Source organism: Thioclava kandeliae, assembly GCF_040297545.1.
In the GTDB taxonomy this organism is placed as follows: Bacteria; Pseudomonadota; Alphaproteobacteria; order Rhodobacterales; family Rhodobacteraceae; genus Thioclava; species Thioclava kandeliae.
This window is the reverse complement of the sequence record NZ_JAYWLC010000011.1, coordinates 65,397-82,113: the sequence shown is the minus strand read 5'-3', so window position 1 is coordinate 82,113 and position 16,717 is coordinate 65,397. Positions and strand designations below refer to the sequence as shown.

General features: G+C 58.7%; 13 protein-coding genes. 6 read left to right on the top strand and 7 right to left on the bottom strand.

Annotated elements, in window-relative coordinates; translation table 11 throughout:
• The first annotated feature begins 57 nt into the window (after positions 1-57).
• Positions 58-999: a helix-turn-helix domain-containing protein gene (locus VSX56_RS13625; protein WP_350937858.1), complete on the top strand. Its 942-nt coding sequence runs from the start codon at positions 58-60 to the stop codon at positions 997-999.
• Positions 1,000-1,899: 900 nt separating this feature from the next.
• Here the strand turns inward: VSX56_RS13625 and VSX56_RS13620 are convergent.
• Entirely contained in the window at positions 1,900-2,232 is a 333-nt protein-coding gene (locus VSX56_RS13620) for a hypothetical protein (protein WP_350937855.1), read from the bottom strand.
• 458 nt (positions 2,233-2,690) lie between these two features.
• On the opposite strand from VSX56_RS13620, the gene VSX56_RS13615 reads away from it, so the two are divergent.
• From VSX56_RS13615 to VSX56_RS13595, 5 genes are all read left to right on the top strand, one after another.
• On the top strand, positions 2,691-2,942 hold the full coding sequence (locus tag VSX56_RS13615) for a helix-turn-helix domain-containing protein (protein ID WP_350937853.1): 252 nt from the start codon (positions 2,691-2,693) through the stop codon (positions 2,940-2,942).
• A gap of 185 nt (positions 2,943-3,127) precedes the next feature.
• Positions 3,128-5,062, top strand: coding sequence for a TniQ family protein (locus tag VSX56_RS13610; RefSeq protein ID WP_350937851.1), 1,935 nt, complete (start codon positions 3,128-3,130; stop codon positions 5,060-5,062).
• Positions 5,059-5,820, top strand: a complete 762-nt coding sequence (locus VSX56_RS13605) for a hypothetical protein (protein ID WP_350937849.1) — start codon at positions 5,059-5,061, stop codon at positions 5,818-5,820. The genes VSX56_RS13610 and VSX56_RS13605 overlap by 4 nt, the downstream gene beginning before the upstream one ends.
• Before the next feature lie 92 nt (positions 5,821-5,912).
• Entirely contained in the window at positions 5,913-7,991 is a 2,079-nt protein-coding gene (locus tag VSX56_RS13600) for a TnsB C-terminal domain-containing protein (RefSeq protein WP_350937847.1), read from the top strand.
• Positions 7,988-8,953: an ATP-binding protein gene (locus VSX56_RS13595; protein WP_350937844.1), complete on the top strand. Its 966-nt coding sequence runs from the start codon at positions 7,988-7,990 to the stop codon at positions 8,951-8,953. The genes VSX56_RS13600 and VSX56_RS13595 overlap by 4 nt, the downstream gene beginning before the upstream one ends.
• Positions 8,954-9,154: 201 nt before the next feature.
• On the opposite strand, the gene VSX56_RS13590 is transcribed toward VSX56_RS13595, so the two are convergent.
• From VSX56_RS13590 to VSX56_RS13565, 6 genes are all read right to left on the bottom strand, one after another.
• Positions 9,155-9,631, bottom strand: coding sequence for a GNAT family N-acetyltransferase (locus tag VSX56_RS13590; protein WP_350937842.1), 477 nt, complete (start codon positions 9,629-9,631; stop codon positions 9,155-9,157).
• A 191-nt stretch (positions 9,632-9,822) separates the two neighbouring features.
• Positions 9,823-11,169 carry a phosphoglucosamine mutase gene (gene glmM / locus VSX56_RS13585; protein ID WP_350937839.1) on the bottom strand — a complete coding sequence of 449 codons (1,347 nt, stop codon included), beginning with the start codon at positions 11,167-11,169 and terminating at the stop codon, positions 9,823-9,825.
• Positions 11,166-12,188, bottom strand: a complete 1,023-nt coding sequence (gene folP, locus VSX56_RS13580; protein WP_350937837.1) for a dihydropteroate synthase — start codon at positions 12,186-12,188, stop codon at positions 11,166-11,168. The genes glmM and folP overlap by 4 nt, the downstream gene beginning before the upstream one ends.
• A 52-nt stretch (positions 12,189-12,240) precedes the next feature.
• Positions 12,241-13,143 (bottom strand): dihydroneopterin aldolase, encoded by a 903-nt coding sequence (locus tag VSX56_RS13575; protein ID WP_339112023.1) that lies wholly within the window; start codon positions 13,141-13,143, stop codon positions 12,241-12,243.
• A 113-nt stretch (positions 13,144-13,256) separates the two neighbouring features.
• Entirely contained in the window at positions 13,257-13,928 is a 672-nt protein-coding gene (locus tag VSX56_RS13570) for a cell wall hydrolase (protein WP_339112022.1), read from the bottom strand.
• Positions 13,929-14,163: 235 nt separating this feature from the next.
• Entirely contained in the window at positions 14,164-16,698 is a 2,535-nt protein-coding gene (locus tag VSX56_RS13565; RefSeq protein WP_350937833.1) for a putative PEP-binding protein, read from the bottom strand.
• Positions 16,699-16,717 lie beyond the last annotated feature (19 nt).

Genomic DNA, 16,717 nt, shown 5'->3' with positions numbered 1-16,717 from the left:
TTCACCGCGCGCACCATTCCCTATTGCCGCGTATCCTTGTATGATTGCTGCATCTGAATGTTTAACTGGCACGCAATGCACATATCTTCGCCTTACTTCGAGACGGTTGCCATCCCGCCGGACCGGTCCCTGCATGTCTTCGACCGCCGCCTGCCAGAGTTTCCGTTCAACTGGCATTACCACCCGGAATTCGAGCTGACCCTCACGGTGAACAGCCGCGGATTGTGCTTTGTGGGGGACCATGTCGGGCCTTACGACGACGGGGATCTGATTCTGATCGCCCCCAACCTGCCGCATGCGTTTCAATCCCAAAGCCTGATCGAGATTGCCGGCGACCATCGCGCCATTGTGTGCTGGTTCACCAGTGACTGGATCACCAGCCTGATCGGTCTGGTGCCAGAACTTTCGCCCGTCAGGGCTCTGCTTGCGCAGGCCCGGCGTGGATTGCGGTTCGGGGAACGAACGTCGGCGCAACTGCGAGACCGGATCCTGCATCTGAGGCAGATGGATGGCGTGGATCAGGTGATCACATTCCAATCCATCCTCGCGACCTTGTCGGGATCAACTGATCGAGTGCTGCTGGCCAACGGAGAGGTCACGGTCAGCGAGATGCCACGCGACCGGGCGCGGATGCAGAAGGTGCTGGACCATTTGCATGCCCATTACGATGAACCGGTGCGGCTGGCCCCGCTGTGTGATCTTGTGCATCTGACCGAGAGCCAACTGCAACGGATCTTCAAACGCAGCGCCCGCATGTCGATCAGCGCCTATGTGCTGCAATTGCGAATTGGCCGGGCGTGCCAGATGCTGATACAGACCGACAGCCCCGTGGGCCTGATTGCAACCGAGTGCGGTTTCTCCGATGCCGCCGACTTCGCGCGTCGCTTTCGCAATGCCCGCAACATGACGCCAACAGCGTTCCGCACTGCAATCAGGGGGCAGGATCTGAAATCTGTGCCAAAGCGAGGTCGGTCCGTCCGCCAAAACCCGCAGACATAAGCGGCTCGCACGATTTTTCCGAAAATCGTGCAATTTTGGCAAGTTGGTCCGATGTGATCCCGATTGGGATTTACTCTTTTATGCGCGATTGCATGACCGCGTTTGCGAGTTCGATGGTTCGGAAACCAGTCAGGCGCAGCGAAAGTCCGGTCTGATGATGCCGCGCTGCGGCGTTCGTCGGCGAAGTGAAGGTCCGCAGAGGGCCGAAAACGTCGATACAGTGGTGCGGCCCTCGTATCGGGTACCGCTCGGCTGCGTGACCGGTTTGAGCCCTGTTCTGAAGCGTCCTATGCTCGCTGCGTGCGCTCGTAGTAGAACGATTGCCGAGAAATCAGGGGGTGTACGCTGACGGCTGCGCAGTAGTTTTCATATCTACATTCGTATTATCTAGGAGAACATATGTCGAGGTATCCAAATTGGACTGGAAGTGAGTTTGCAGAAGCGAAGACTTTCTGGGCCTCAATCGCAAAGATCGACGAAGAGATGAGAGTCCTTTCGTTGGACGCTATCCGAGAAGGCAAGGCGAGGTGATTTTGCGGACTTCAAAAAGGGTAAGCTCTCCTTTTGGAAAAACGTCATCCGGACCGGTGGCGAAATCACACCATCTGAACTGAGTTTCTTGGGCGGCAACCATTTCGATGTCATGAGCGGGCGGCATCGGATATATGCACTCCACGAAGAGGGCTTCACGGACGTGTTTGTTCAGGTTCTTCCGTGCGAGCTAGGCGATCTGGTCAAGATCAACAAACTGGCAGAACGTCTCGTGCCTTAACCATTTCTGATGGCAGCTTTGTATGCTTTGCTGATGTTTACAGTGACTGCGGAACGCTGGCTAGGCGCGGTATAACACCCGTTCTAATACGATGCTGGGGAACAGTAGGTCTAATGGTATTTACCCCCCTACCATTTATGAACCTTCTGCCATGCGTAATAAGTGGCTTGAGAGATCTTCGGGCCAGGCAAAGCTCGAATAGCTTTGTAAACAGCGGTACCGGGACAGCCAGACTCGATTAACTTGTCCGCCAAAAGAGCCCGCTCGTCTGTCATGCAGGGGCGGCGTCCGAGCCGGACACCTCTTTCTTTTGCCACTCTCAGGTAATCGCGATGACAAGCCGCATTGAGCCGTTTTTCTACCTCATTCAGCGATCTCAACTCTTCGGCAAGTACGAACATCTCGTCAAGAGCTGACACTACCTTTGAACGCAAGTTTTCCACAGCACAATCAAGGTCCATAGGTCTCTCCTTGTCACAACCCTTTGCTCTGCCCGCGGCCTTGGGTGAAGCGAACATTGACAGGCTTGCGCGCTCTCAAGAACCTCGGGCATCTAGGTTGCACGCTCGTACGAGGACGTAACGAAAACAACCAACCACCTCAAATATCACAAAATAGTGATAATTCATCCAAGATACTGATATTACTCGGCAAAAATAGATTTCAGCAGATTTACAAGTTTTAAACACAGCGGACAAAAAGATAACTTTATTGTTTTAAATCATACGATTGAGTTTTTTTGGGGGGAGATTGCCACCGCTGCCTACAGGCTCTTCAATGTCTAGACTTAAACTTCAATGCCAGTTTTCGATATTCTGTCTCCTACGGCGTCCCGCAGCAAACCCCTCAGCATGCGATTGACGTGATTCGGTTTACATGTCACGGGTCATCAAACTGACCGTGAAATTGGACGTCTAAAATGCAATCCCGCCACATAGACCTGCCTCGCCACGAGCTAATCAAAGCTCGTCTCCGTATCGCGGGAGCGAATATGGCGCAGATCGGACGGGAACTTGGTGTCAGTCACACGACAATTAGTTCAGTATCTCAGGGGTATAGTCGCTCTAGACGCGTTGAGGAAGCTATAGCGGCTAAACTTTCTGTAGGGCCTGAAAGCGTCTGGCCAGAACGTTACGAAAACAAGGACGAAGATGGTGCCCCCATGAAATAAAACGACCCCGGAAACCGAAGTTTACGAGGTCGCGTTCTGTCAAATTTGGACGTCTGACGGATACTCAATCTCGCACTCCACCGAAAATGTCAAGCCAAACCACCGCGCCTGCGCGAATGGGACCGCTTGCCCGAAGTTAGGAACCACCGTCGGGGGCTGCGCCTCTGAGCGGTTGGGCGAAAGATTTGAAAACAACACAGCACGCACATATCGCGTCGCACGAGGAGCATCTCGGCGGCGCCTACCCTTCTGCGATCCACCGCAAGGGCAGACAGGGCGAAACCGGCCTGTCTCTCGCCTCAGCGAATGCCGCAATGAACGGCATTTCGTTGAAAAGTTACTGTCGAGACTTCGACATCGGTTATCAAGATCTGCTCAATGGGCAATCCAGCGCCGTCCGGAAGCTCGCACGGCTCACCGAAACACCTGTCGATGCCCTGTTGTGGCACACACCACGCAACCATGCAGATGGGACCGTTTCTCTTTGCGGCACCAACCTTCCGGAAGGCATGCTTACAAAAGGCGGCTTACAGATCTGCCCGGTCTGTCTGCTGCAAGATGAGAGCATCGGAGGCCCGAACGCACGGCGCATCCGCAGCCATTGGCATTTGGCGGCCCTCAGGCGGTGCCATGTACACAATGTCCTGTTCGAAACGATCACGATCAACGGCAGATCATCCGATGCGCAGGAGGGGCTACAAGCATGGTTACCATCTGATATCGCGCCCGCTATAGACGGCCATAAAGCCCTTGAGGATCACATCCTCGGACACCTTTCCGGCACCCGACACCGGCCGCTCGACACCCCGCTCCACGTCGTCATTGCCTTCAGCGAAGCTCTTGGCGCACTGCAAATGGACCTGCGACCGTCTGTCGTCGTTCGCCCCGACCCCAACGATCTCATAAAAGCTGGCGCTGCCGGCTTTAGCATCCTCTCTCAGGGAGATGGCGCCATTGTGGAGGCCATGCGGGTAGCTACCGCGTCGGCGCGGGAGACCAGCAAATACGGCTCAATCTTACAGCCCGTCCTGCGGTGCCTTCACGCATCACAAAAGGACCCTGCTTTTGACGGCTTTCGTAGCCTCGTCCGCAAATTTATCTGCGACAATTTCTATATCCCAGAAAGCACGAGCCTTTTGGGCGAAAAAACAGGGCAAAGCCGCGTCTATACAGCGTCCAAGGCGTCTCACGAGACGGGCTTCTCGATCTCTCTCATCAATCGCGAGCTGATCAAGCGGAACATCCGTGACAAAAAAAGCCCGAACAATAGAAGCAGTCGACAACTCGTCGTTTCACGCGAGCTAATGGACGAGATCGTTACCACGATCGGCGGGCTGTCCAACATCACCGTCACGCGCCATTTTCTGGGCCTTGAGCGGTTCGTGATGGAGCAACTCGAAGACTCCGGCATCCTGCCATCGCACTTCGGCTCGGACGGTGGTTTACCGATGTATCATTTTCAGATTGTCGAGACCTATCTACAAAATCTTCAAGATCGGTCCGAGAGGTCTGCATGTATCGGCCCATGCTGGATATCGCTTCACGACGCAGCGCGGACCTTCGCATGCCCCACGTCTTGGCTGATCAACGGTGCGCTCAGTGGCACACTCAGCCTAACGAAGGTTGCCAAGAATTGCTTCCACAGTCGGGACTTCTACCTCCTAAGAGACGAGATCCAATCCCGCCTACAAGATTCACCGCCACCCGATGTTTCGTTGCCTGACGCCGCAAGAATGCTTGGGCTTACGACTACGTTGCTACGGGATCTCATAGCGGTAGGCGCGCTAGAGAAAGCTGCGCGGAACGGCGCCCCTGAGCCTTACATCCCTTCCGGCGAGGTGGAGCGGTTCGACCGTGACTACGTCTTCCTTCGCGGATTGAATGGCCCGCGACAAGCACAGTTCGTCGAACTGAGGGCGCATTTGCAAAAAAGCGGTTGCCCCCCGCTGCAGGGCCCTCGTGGTGCAACCGCTCACTATCCGCGCCGACATATTCTTCAATTGGCCCAACGTCCCGAGGGCGACGCCCTAACGCGGATCCTCATGGCTGAAAATCTGGGACCACGCAGAAGCCAGAGCGTGCGAGTGAACTATGGCCACCGATCAGAGAGTGCAGCATGATGTCGCTTTTCAACACAATCGAACATGAAAATGCCCAATACGCCCTGCCCCGCATGCGTGCGGCCAGCAAGATTACTTTTGGAGATATTCACGGCGTCCTTCCCTTCTCGGGAACGCGAAATCCCATTTCGGTCAGCAACACCTCCTATAAGGCGGCGTTTCTTTACAAAACGGCCGCCAACAGTTGGAAGCCACGACTTGGCCTCGTCGAGAGTGGCGCCGAATTAGCTGTAGCCGAAGAGATCCTGCTGAACCCCGATCTCTACGATTTGGAATTTCAGCCCGAAGTGGTCCGTTACAGACATCCTGATGGAAGCGACCGGACTCACTACCCCGATCTACGGCAGACATTCCACAACGGGTTTAGACGGTTGATATTTGTACGCAACGCCTCAAGCCTCAGAAAGCCTAGTACCAAAGCGGAAATTCAGGCAATCATCGCGGCCACCCCACCGAGCATGGCACATGCATTTACCGTCATTGATGCCGATAGCTATTCTCGTCCGCGGCGAGAGAACCTGCGCCGCATGCATCGGCTCGTGGCATTCCAGCCAGACGCCAAAGCCGACGAGCTTGTAGAAGACCTCATCCTATCGCACGGCCGCTACTGGCTCATGTCTGAGCTCTTTCCGAACGCAGACTTACCAAAGTGGCGGATATTCCAATCCTGTCTACGCCTGATAGCTACCGGCAAGCTTATGGCAAATATGAATGCCGTGATCAGCCATCACTCGCACATCTGGAGACCTTCAGCGTGATCAATCCCAGATATCAAATCCCAAACCGAGTTGAGTTGTCAGTTGAAGGCCAGTTGCGGTGCATTACGCCAAATGCTCAGCGGGGATATGACATGTCCTATGCAGCTCATGGTACAGAGGTTCTGACCTATAACCAACTGATCTCCGCACTCAAAAAGCCAGGTGTATGGTCTAAAAATTTAACCCTCGCCCAAAATCCGACGGCTGCTCGCATCAGGGCCGGCGGGCTTCATCATATAGATCAGCTCCCACAGAGCGAGCGGGATGACGTTGAGTTTCGTGAAGCCCTTTGCATAGGAATATCGCGGCTCGCCGCTACGCTGCGCAAACTCACCGCAGCCAGCCTCGATGTGTTGAAACACAGGAGAAAGATCCACGAGATTGCCTCGCAGATCTACACCAAGCACAAGATCGATTTTGGTGTCAGAGGCGGCAAAATCTCGGCTGCAGCCAAGATGCCGAAGGGGCGTACGCTACTTCTTTATTACCGGCGCTACGTTGAAAGCGGTTACGACCCGATGGCTCTGGCCAGTCAGACATGGTTGCAGGGTAATCGCACGCGCCGGATCTCAACGACGATCATCGACCTGATTTTTCAGGCTATCGAACAGATCTGGCTCGAGGGACGAAAACGCTCAGTTGCTGCTGTCCACAAACGCTTCACACTACTGCTCGACGGAGAAAATGTTGCGCGCGAAGCGAATGGATTGCTCCCGATCAATGGGGTCAGTTACCAAACTGTCCATGCAGCCGTGTCCTCCATTCCTCTGACTGCAACCTCCGTCGCACGCGATGGCATCAGGCACGCGGTAAATGCCTTTACCCGCGGCAGCACTGACACTCGGGCGCTGATGCTCGGGGAATATGTCGAGGTGGACGAATGTAAGCTCTCACTCATAACCGCCGCCAAGAAATGCCATTGGTACGCCAACCTGAGCGAGAAAGACCGTGCTCTTCTCGAAGAAGTCGATGAAATCATCCACAGCCGCCTTCATCTGGTTCTGATCATTGATGTCGCATCACGGATGCCGCTAGGCTGGGTGTTAAGCGAAACGCCAGGTGCTGAAGCAACTCAAGCTGCGCTTCGAATGGCAATGCGTGACAAGACTAAGGAAAAAATCCGTTACGGATGCGAGCGCAACCCGATGCCCGCGATCGGTATCGGGATGCTCAAGGGTGACAACGGATCCGGCATCCGCAACTCACCCGTTAAAACTTCCGCGCTCGGGCTAAACACTCACACTGTCGACGCGCGCACCTATCGAGGTGGCGACAAACCCTACATCGAGCGGATGTTCGGCACCATGGAAAGCCAACTGATTGCCATGTTGCACGGCTATGCGGGGCGCCGCCCTGGTGATCTGACCGGTTATGATCCGATCAGAAACGGTGCACTAGATTGCGAGGCGCTATACGGAATTATCACGCGGTATCTGATTGATGAATATCCGCTGCAACGACATACCGGCACCACAATGCTAAACCGTCGGCCGATTGAGGCGGCAAAGCAGATCAACGAGGAATACGGCGCCATCCTGCCCCCGACCGCGCATGATTTTCGTATCCACCTGGGTTTCCGGCACGAATGTAAAATTACGCATGAAGGCGTCAAAGCCTTCGGGCTGCCTTTCAATTCTGCCGATTTGCAGAAGCTGGGCGAGACCCTCCGAGGCAAGGTCACGGTGTTTGTTGACCCCGACAACATCGCTTTCGCCACTGTACTGAGCCCACGCCATCCGGAACCGGTACTGGTGGAGCTGCAATGGACCGCGATGCAAGATCTGACGCTTAAAGAGTTTTTCATCTATGCAGAACATGCCCGGGCCGAGGATCCTATGCTCACCCGTGATTTCGAGCAGACGATTTCGCGGACCCGACAGAAACTGCAAAACCAAATGGATGAAATCGCAGCCAAGCATAAATTGCCGCGCAGCTATCTAACCGTGGAAGAAGCAACTCGGAAGGGCAACCAAATACTCGCGGGTGTCCACAGCACGCGCAAGACACCTGAGATCGGCGCGGCTGAGCCAGGAACCTTGAACCAGATGACCATGGATCAAGGTCAATATGTCATTGGAAATGGGTTTGAAGCACCGCTCGATGGAGAGCAAACCTCGATAGAGAATGACCCATTCGCTATCACGCCTGACACGAAGGGCAAACTGACATGAGCTTTATAAACGCAGACGAAGCCCGCCTGAAATCCGAACTCCTTTCTGCGTATTACAGCTTCCCGCGCGCCCGCGTATTGCATGCGGCAACTTCGTGGGCGCTTACGGATTATTATAGCAAGAGCGCCATCGGTCAGCCCTTCGAGGCGCGGGGCATAATGGTCACAGGCCCCTCCCGGATCGGAAAATCCACCGAAATCCGCAGAACCCTCAGCCAACTCAATGACGGTACAACACTTATGCCGGATGGCCGGCCCGCCAAGATCGCGTCGGTCATCCTGAGCGGTTCCTTAAGCTGGAAAGACCTCGGGATTCATACGTTGAGGCATGGCCTGAAATACCCCGCAACAGGACGCCTCACCCAGCATCAGGTCTGGGATCGGGTCGTCCTGCAAGCCAAACTGCAGGGCGTGGTCGGGATACATTACGATGAGTGCCAACATATCTTCCCACGCAGCCCGGACGGGCACGCCAAGATCCTCGACTGCTTCAAATCCCTTCTGAAGCATCCAGAATGGCCGCTGATGCTGATCCTATCTGGCGTGGACAGCCTCGCGCACCACATTATCCGGGAAGAACAATTGGCATACCTCCTTAAACCTGTGACATTCGATGAAATCGCGCCCGGCAACACGGCTGACCAACAAGAGCTACATTCGCTCTGCCACGCCTATGCTGCCAAGGTGGATGTCGATCTGGCTCAGACCCCTTCGAGGGAATTCTATCAACGATTGTCGGTTGCATGTGCTTACCGATGGGGACTGGCCGTCGAGCTGATTATCGAGGCAATCGTCTTAGCATACCAACAGGCGGATCGACGGCTAACGCCAGCCATATTCTGCCACGCCTTTACCGCAAGGTTGGGACTTAGCCCAAGGTACTCACCATTCTCGGTCGACGATTACGAGATCCTCTTTGAAAAGTCGAAAGTCTTCGAACTCTGGACTCGGCAGACCCTGTAATAAGCCGCTACTTTAAAGAACAAAAGCCCGCGTTCGTCGCGGGCTTTTTTGTGCGTATCGATCAACCCCGACCCACGGTTTTCTGCATGCATATGCTTGAAATCAGTATGGATATGCTTTCAAACTTGGAAGGCCGTATTTTTCATGATGCTTATCAGTGCGTTACAGGCCTGAATTTTACCCAGCCTCAAAAAATCGCATTCATATGCTTAACTGACACTCTCTCGTGTCGAGCTCGAGCTGCATCGTCGCCATGCCATTTCGGCGTGAAAGCTCCTCATAGCCTGCCGAACGATAGGCCCGCACTGCCGGCACATTGTCGAGCTCGACCTTCAGCGTCAGGACCGCAGCCCCCAGATCGCGCGCGGCCTCCTCGACGCGGCCGGTCACATCGGAAGCGGCTCCGCCCCGTGCGTCCTCGACCAGATAGACATAGGTCAGATGGCGCACCTCCGGACCGACCCCCACGCGCAGGGCGAAAAACCCTACATCCTGTTCCGCCTCATCACGCAGATAGAAGGAGACATCATCCCGATCTCCCAGCCATTTGCGGTGCCATTCGCGCTCGTCAAAAGGCACTTTGGCATTGGGATTGATCAGGGGAACGTCCTCGTCGGGGAGCATTTCGGCCAGCGGGGCGAGATCATGATCGTGGTTCCGGCGCAGGGTAAGAGCCATAGGTCCTTCCTTCGGTTGGGCAGCTGTGGAAATTTTCGGGGCTGCGGCTCCCATATCCGGCCGGCCCCGTCAACCGGGTCACAGCCCCGCATCACGCCCAGCCCATAGCCGCCATGTTCCCTGCGGGTAGCGGCACATCCAAAGCGAAACGGACCTGACAGAAAAAAGGCGGCCCCGAGGGCCGCCTGCTATCATCCTGCCGCGACAGTCACGGCATCGACCACCGCATCCACACATTCGGCCAGCAAACCGTCATCCTCGCATTCCGCCATCACACGGATCAGGGGTTCGGTGCCGGATTTACGGATCAGGAGCCGCCCCTGGCCCTGTAGCCGCGCCTCGGTCTGGGCGATCACCTTCTGGACCTGCGCATTGTTCAGGGGCTCCTGACCTGCCTGATAGCGCACATTCTTGAGAAGCTGCGGCACGGTCTCGAACTGGCTTACCAGTTCCGACGCACGCTGCCCCGTCTCGGCCATGGCCAGAAGGAATTGCAGCCCCGCCATCAGACCGTCTCCGGTGGTGGCGTAATCGGTCATCACGATATGGCCCGACTGCTCACCGCCCAGATTGAAGCCACCCGCGCGCATCCGCTCGACCACATAGCGGTCGCCGACCTTGGTGCGCTCGAGCCCGATCCCGTGGCCCTGCAGGAAGCGCTCGAGCCCCAGATTGGACATTACGGTGGCGACCAGCGATCCGCCCTGCAGGATACCCTTCCCGGCCCAGCGGCGGGCAAAGAGCGCCATGATCTGGTCGCCATCGGCCACACGGCCCGTCTCGTCGATGATCATCACGCGGTCCGCATCACCATCGAGCGAGATGCCCAGATCCGCGCCATGGGCGAGCACCGCCTCGGCGCAGGCCTCGGGGTGGGTCGATCCGACGCCTTTGTTGATATTGTAGCCATTGGGCGCAACCCCCACGGGGATCACCTCGCAGCCCAGTTCCCACAGCACCTGCGGTGCGGCCTTATAGGCGGCACCATTGGCGCAATCGACGACCACCTTCAGCCCCGACATCCGGTCGCGGGCGGGGAAGGTCGTCTTGGCATATTCGACATAGCGCCCCAGCCCGTCATCGATGCGCTTGGCACGGCCGATATTGTCGGGGATCGCCAGACGGATCTCACCCTCCAGCATCGCCTCGATCTCCATCTCGGCCTCGTCGGACAGTTTGAACCCGTCCGGTCCGAAGAACTTGATGCCGTTATCCTTGGCCGGATTGTGGCTCGCCGAGATCATGATCCCCAGATCGGCGCGCATCGAGCGCGTGAGATAGCCCACCGCGGGCGTCGGCACCGGCCCCAGAAGGAGCACATTCATCCCCGTCGAGGTCAGACCGGCGGTCAGCGCGTTCTCGAACATATAGCCCGAAAGGCGCGTATCCTTGCCGATCACCACGCGGTGGCCATTGGTGCCCGCACGGCGGAAATAGCGCCCAGCCGCCGCCCCCAGACGCAGCGCCATCTCGGCGGTCATATGGCCCTGATTGGCCTCGCCACGCACCCCATCGGTGCCGAAAAGTTTCCTGCTCATTTCTCTCCCTCCCAGCCCAACGTCAGGGCCGCCCAGAGGTTCACCCCCTGTTTGATTTCCGCCACATCATGCACACGGTGGATCTGCACGCCCTGCGCGATCCCTGCGAGGGTCACCGCCAGCGTGCCGGGCATCCGGTCCTTTGCGGTCTCGACCCCCGCAATAGTGCCGATGAAGCGTTTGCGCGAAACACCCAGCAGGATCGGGCAGCCAAGGCTGTGGAACAGCGAGAGCCCGCGCAGCAGGGTGAGATTATGCTCGACCGTCTTGCCAAAGCCGATCCCCACATCCGAGATGATCGCCGCGCGGTCGATCCCCTCGGCCTCGGCCAGCGCGATGCGCTCCTCGAGATGGTCATAGACATCCAGAAGCACGTCATCATATTCGGGCTTGTCTTGCATGTTCTCGGGGTCGCCCTGCGCATGCATCAGACAGATCGGCAGGCCCGAAACCATCGCCAGCTCCGCCATCCCCGGATCATATTCCATCGCCGAGACGTCATTGATCATATCGGCGCCCGCCTCGACCGCGGCATCGGCCACCAGCGCCTTGCGGGTGTCGATCGAGATCGGCAGATCGAATGTATCGCGCAGTTCCTGAATGAGCGGCACGGTGCGTTCGATTTCTTCGTCCTCGGGCACGGTCTCGGCACCCGGACGGGTGCTCTCGCCACCAATGTCAAAAATATCGACGCCTTCCTCGACCATCGCCTCGGCACGTTCCATCGCCGCATGCATATCGAAATAATCGCCACCATCGGAGAAGCTGTCGGGCGTGGCATTCAGGATGCCCATCACCCGCGGCACCTCGAGGTTCATCGACCCGATCATCCGGCGCTTGGCGGTGAGCCGTTCCAGCACCTCTTCGGGGCAATGCTGCGCAGGGATCACCTCGGGCGGCAATCCGCGGCGCAGAACCTCGACTTCATCAAACCAGCACCAGCCTCCGGCCAAGCGGAAGGCGGTGTCGGGGCGGGCAAGATCCGTGCGCGGGATCGGGCGATAATAGAGCTTTTCCATGGCCTCCATTCACCGCATGTGCCGTGATTTGGCAAGCCATCTTTGGCCGGGCTCAGCGTTGCGCGAGCACCTTCACGCGGGAACCTGCCGGAGCTGCAATATTTCCGTGAAGTTCCAGCCGGTCGGCGGCCAGCTGCTCGGCCAGCCATACCGCCAGCGCCACCGCATCGCGCGGGCTGCCTTTGGGGCCATCCACCGCATCAAGCACAATCTTCGAAGGCGCCCAGACAACCGTCTTGCCGTGTTTCATCGCCCAGTCGAGCTCGGTGCGCGAGGATACCACCACACAGCGCGGATCACGCCCCGCCAGAACCCAGGCGTTCTGCTCGATCGCCAGCAGATCGATCCGGCGCTGGGTCGGCCCCTGGGCCGATTGCGGGGGCGTGCCCTCGGGCATGCCCACCACCAGAACCACCGCCGCAGCCCCCGCTTCGAGCGCATCGAGGCGCGCCGACAGATCGGGGGCGGCAATGGTCTCGTTCGAGAGATAGGCCAGCACCGGATGCACCGCCTCGCCTGCCGCCTGAACCGGCACCGAGGCCCGCGAGCGCACGATCTCGACGCCAAGCGCCCCCGGACCGCGGTCGAGCTTCTCGATCCGCACGAAGACCCGCATCGCCTGAGGCGCCGCCAGAATGCGCTCGGCCACCCGCTCGGCCAGCGTCTCCAGAAGGTTCAGGCGCTCGGCCGCAAGTTCTGCCGCCACAGCTTCGGTGATCCGGTCATAGGACAGGATGCGGTCCACATCATCCTCGAGCGGTGCGGCCACCGGGCGCACCTCGACCACGATGTTGAACTGCAGCCGCTGGCCATGCCCGCGCTCCTGCTGGAACGCGCCGATATCGGCGGTGACGATATGATCGCGCAGGCTGATGCGGTCACGCGGATCAGCCGGAGCCGAGGCAATCGAACGCTCTTCGGGATGCGCAAAGGCTTGAACGATATCGCTGGACATGGGGATCTCTCTGGCTTGGCCGGCAGGGCTTTTCTTTGGGCGGAAAATAGAAAAAGGGCGGGCAAATGCCCACCCCGAAACGTCGGATAGCAGCGAGAAACGACACGAGCGTGTTAGTTGGAAGCGGTCCGCACCGGTTTGCGGTAGAAAATATGCGAGCCCACGCGGGTGGTTTTCACGAAACGCTTCGACCAGGCGGGGCGCACGGCGGGCGTATGGAAGAAGGTCGCGCCATCGGTCAGGCTGCGCGGGGCGCCATCCATCATGGCACGGGCGACCTTGGCCACACGGGCATAGCTGGCACGGTTGGCGATGGCATCGGATTTGCCATCACAGGTCCAGCTGAACTGGCAAGCGCGTTTGGTGCCCTGATGGACCACACCGCAAACGGTATTAGGGAAGGCCGGATCATCAACGCGGTTGAGCACCACCTCGGCCACGGCCTGCTGGCCCTTGAGGCTCTCGCCGCGCGCTTCGTGATAGATCACCTGCGCCAGACAGTCGAACTGGGCACCGCCCTGTGCGGCAGGCTGGGCTGCCAGCCACGAGGCCGTCAGCGAGGGCGGTGTGGAACCTTCCGGCGGGGTCATGAGTTTGGATACCTGAGCGGCGGAGAACTTGCCCAGCGTGTCACGCTCCCCCGAGAGCATGGATGCCAGAGGCGTATCGATATCGATTGTAGGGTCGTTGGACCCGCTTACTGTCACTTCGGCTTGGGCTGCACCTAGCTGCGCACAGAGCGCAAAGGCGAAAATCGCTACAATCTTACCGATAAACTTCGTCATGTGTCCGTCTCGCAGTGGTTTCGCGCCCTGCCGACCGCTGGCCAACAAGACTTGGGGGACCTACCGCGGAAATCGTTAAAAATCTACAAGCAGATGTTTTTGCCACAGTTTCTTCGGCGAAAGGCGGCGAGAATCCGCCTACCCTAACGTCACCTTAACGTTATTTTTTAGCGCCATATCCAGAAAACCAACTGAATTATCTAAACTTTTAGGATCACGGATTTGCGAGCGCCCCTCACTGCTGCTTGGGAGCCAGAAGGGCGAAATGGGCCGCAGCAAGGCGCGCAACCGGAACACGAAATGGTGAGCAGGACACATAATCGAACCCCGCAGCGCGGCAGAATGCAATCGATTCGGGGTTGCCACCATGCTCGCCGCAGACCGAGATCGTGATATCGCGCCGTGTCGCGCGGCCGCGCCCTGCCCCGATCAGCAACAACTCGCCCACCCCTTCGATATCCAGAATATGGAACGGATCTTCGGAGAAGACGCGCTGGTTTACATAGGTCGACATGAACCGCCCCGCATCGTCGCGCGACAGACCATAGGTCATCTGGGTCAGGTCGTTCGTTCCAAAGGACATGAACTCGGCATGTTCGGCGATCTCGCCCGCGCGCAGCGCCGCGCGCGGCGTTTCCATCATCACACCCAGTTTATAGGAAAACTGCGCCTTCTGCTGGTTACGCACGGCGGCTGCGACCGCATCGATGCGGGTCTTCACCAGCTCCACCTCGCGCGAGGCGGAAACCAGCGGGATCATGATCTCGGGCACGATGACCGAGCCCCGACGCCCCGCCTCGACCACCGCCTCGAAGATGGCGCGGGCCTGCATATCGTAGATCTCGGGCAAGGTTACGCCAAGACGCACGCCACGCATCCCCAGCATCGGGTTGAACTCCGTCATCGCCTCGCAGCGCCGCGTCACTTCCGACAAAGGCCGCCCCAAAGCCTCGGCGAGTTCGCGCATCCCCTCCCGGCTATGCGGCAAAAACTCGTGCAGCGGCGGATCGAACAGCCGGATACAGACCGGCGCCCCTGCCATAATATCGAAAAGCGCGATAAAATCGTTGCGCTGCATCGGCAACAGACGTTCGAGCACGGCGGCACGGTCCTCGGGGCTGTCCACGAAGATCATCTCGCGCATCACCGTAAGCCTGTCCTCGTCGAAGAACATATGCTCGGTCCGGCACAGCCCGATCCCGTCCGCCTCGAAATTGCGCGCGGTGCGGGCATCATCGGGGGTGTCCGCATTGGCACGGATGCCGATATCGCGCACATTATCGGCCCAATGCAGCAATGTGCGGAACCCGTCATCGAGCGAGGGCTCCAGCATCTCGGCCTCGCCCAGAAGCACCTCGCCACTTGTGCCATCGACGGTAATGATATCGCCCTCGCGGAACACTCTCCCTTTGGGTCCGATAAAGCTGTGATCACGCGCATTGAGCGTAATATTGGTGCAACCCACGATGCAGGGCAGCCCCAGACCACGGGCAATCACCGCTGCATGGCTGGTCATGCCACCGCGTTCGGTCAGCACCGCATTGGCCGCGTGCATGCCGCGGATATCCTCGGGCTGGGTCTCGCGGCGCACCAGAATACAGGGCTCGTCGCGCGAGGCCGCAGCCTGCGCCGCCGCGGCCGAGAACACGATCTTGCCGGTCGCCGCACCGGGTGAGGCCCCGATCCCGCGGGCGATCACATCGCGCGGGGCGCGCGGGTCCACCTGATAGTGCAGGAGTTCGGTCAGGGCCCGCGGTTCGATCCGCAACAGCGCCTCGTCGCGCGGGATCACCCCGTCCTCGGCCAGAGCCACCGCGATCCGCACAGCCGCCCGTGCCGAGCGTTGCACCCGCACCGCATCGATCACTGCAATGCGGCCACTCTCGATAGTGAACTCGATCTGCATCTCCTCGCGCAGCCGCTTGCGGCAGACGGGGCTGAAGGCAACCAGCTGGGCAAAGACCTCGGGCGCCATCTCCTCGAGCGAGGCACCGCGTTCGTCGCGCGTCAGATAATGGGTCTCGACCGAATTCGCCCGTCCTTGGGACTGGCCACGGAAACGCCCCGTGATCTGCGGTTGGCCGGTCACGCTTTCCACGAACTGGATCGTGCCCGACCCCGAAAGCCCCGGCCCGATCCCCAGCGCCATCTCCTGCAGCACCAGCCCCAGCGTCGCCTCGGCAGGCGCGCCCTTGGCCTGACGCAGAAGACGCGCGGTGGTGCCTTCCCATGCCCGCGCCATCGACCTGAGCACCTCGCGCAGCTGGGTCAGCGGATCCTGCGGGAAATCCTCTTCCATTTCCTCGGCAAATGCGTCCAGTGCCTCCTGCAGCGCGCCCTCCCCAGCCTCTGCCGAGAACATATCCGGGTCGAGGCGGGCGACATGGATCGCATAGCCCTGCACGAAATTCAGATAGAGTGCATCCGCCGCCTCCCGCCCGTGGGTTTCGGACAGGCGCTGATGCATCGCATTGTTCATTCCAACATTCAGCACCGTCCCCGGACCGCCCCATTCGGGGTTCTCGGGGCTCGAGCGCACGGAAATCAGGGAATCCTGCCCGAAGACATTGGTCAGCGGCGCAAGATCGGGCATCTGGCCCGTCGCAATGGATTTTACCGTCTCGACGGGGAGGGCCACGGTCGGCGGCACCGGCAGATCCAGCCGAATCAACCGTTGTAGACATTTCGCGCGCCAACCGTGCCGAGATTTTTCAACCTTGGCGGTGGGGGTTAGCTCGACGAACTCGGGAAAATCATAAAATTTCTGCATTGCAGCGAGCCCCATTGTG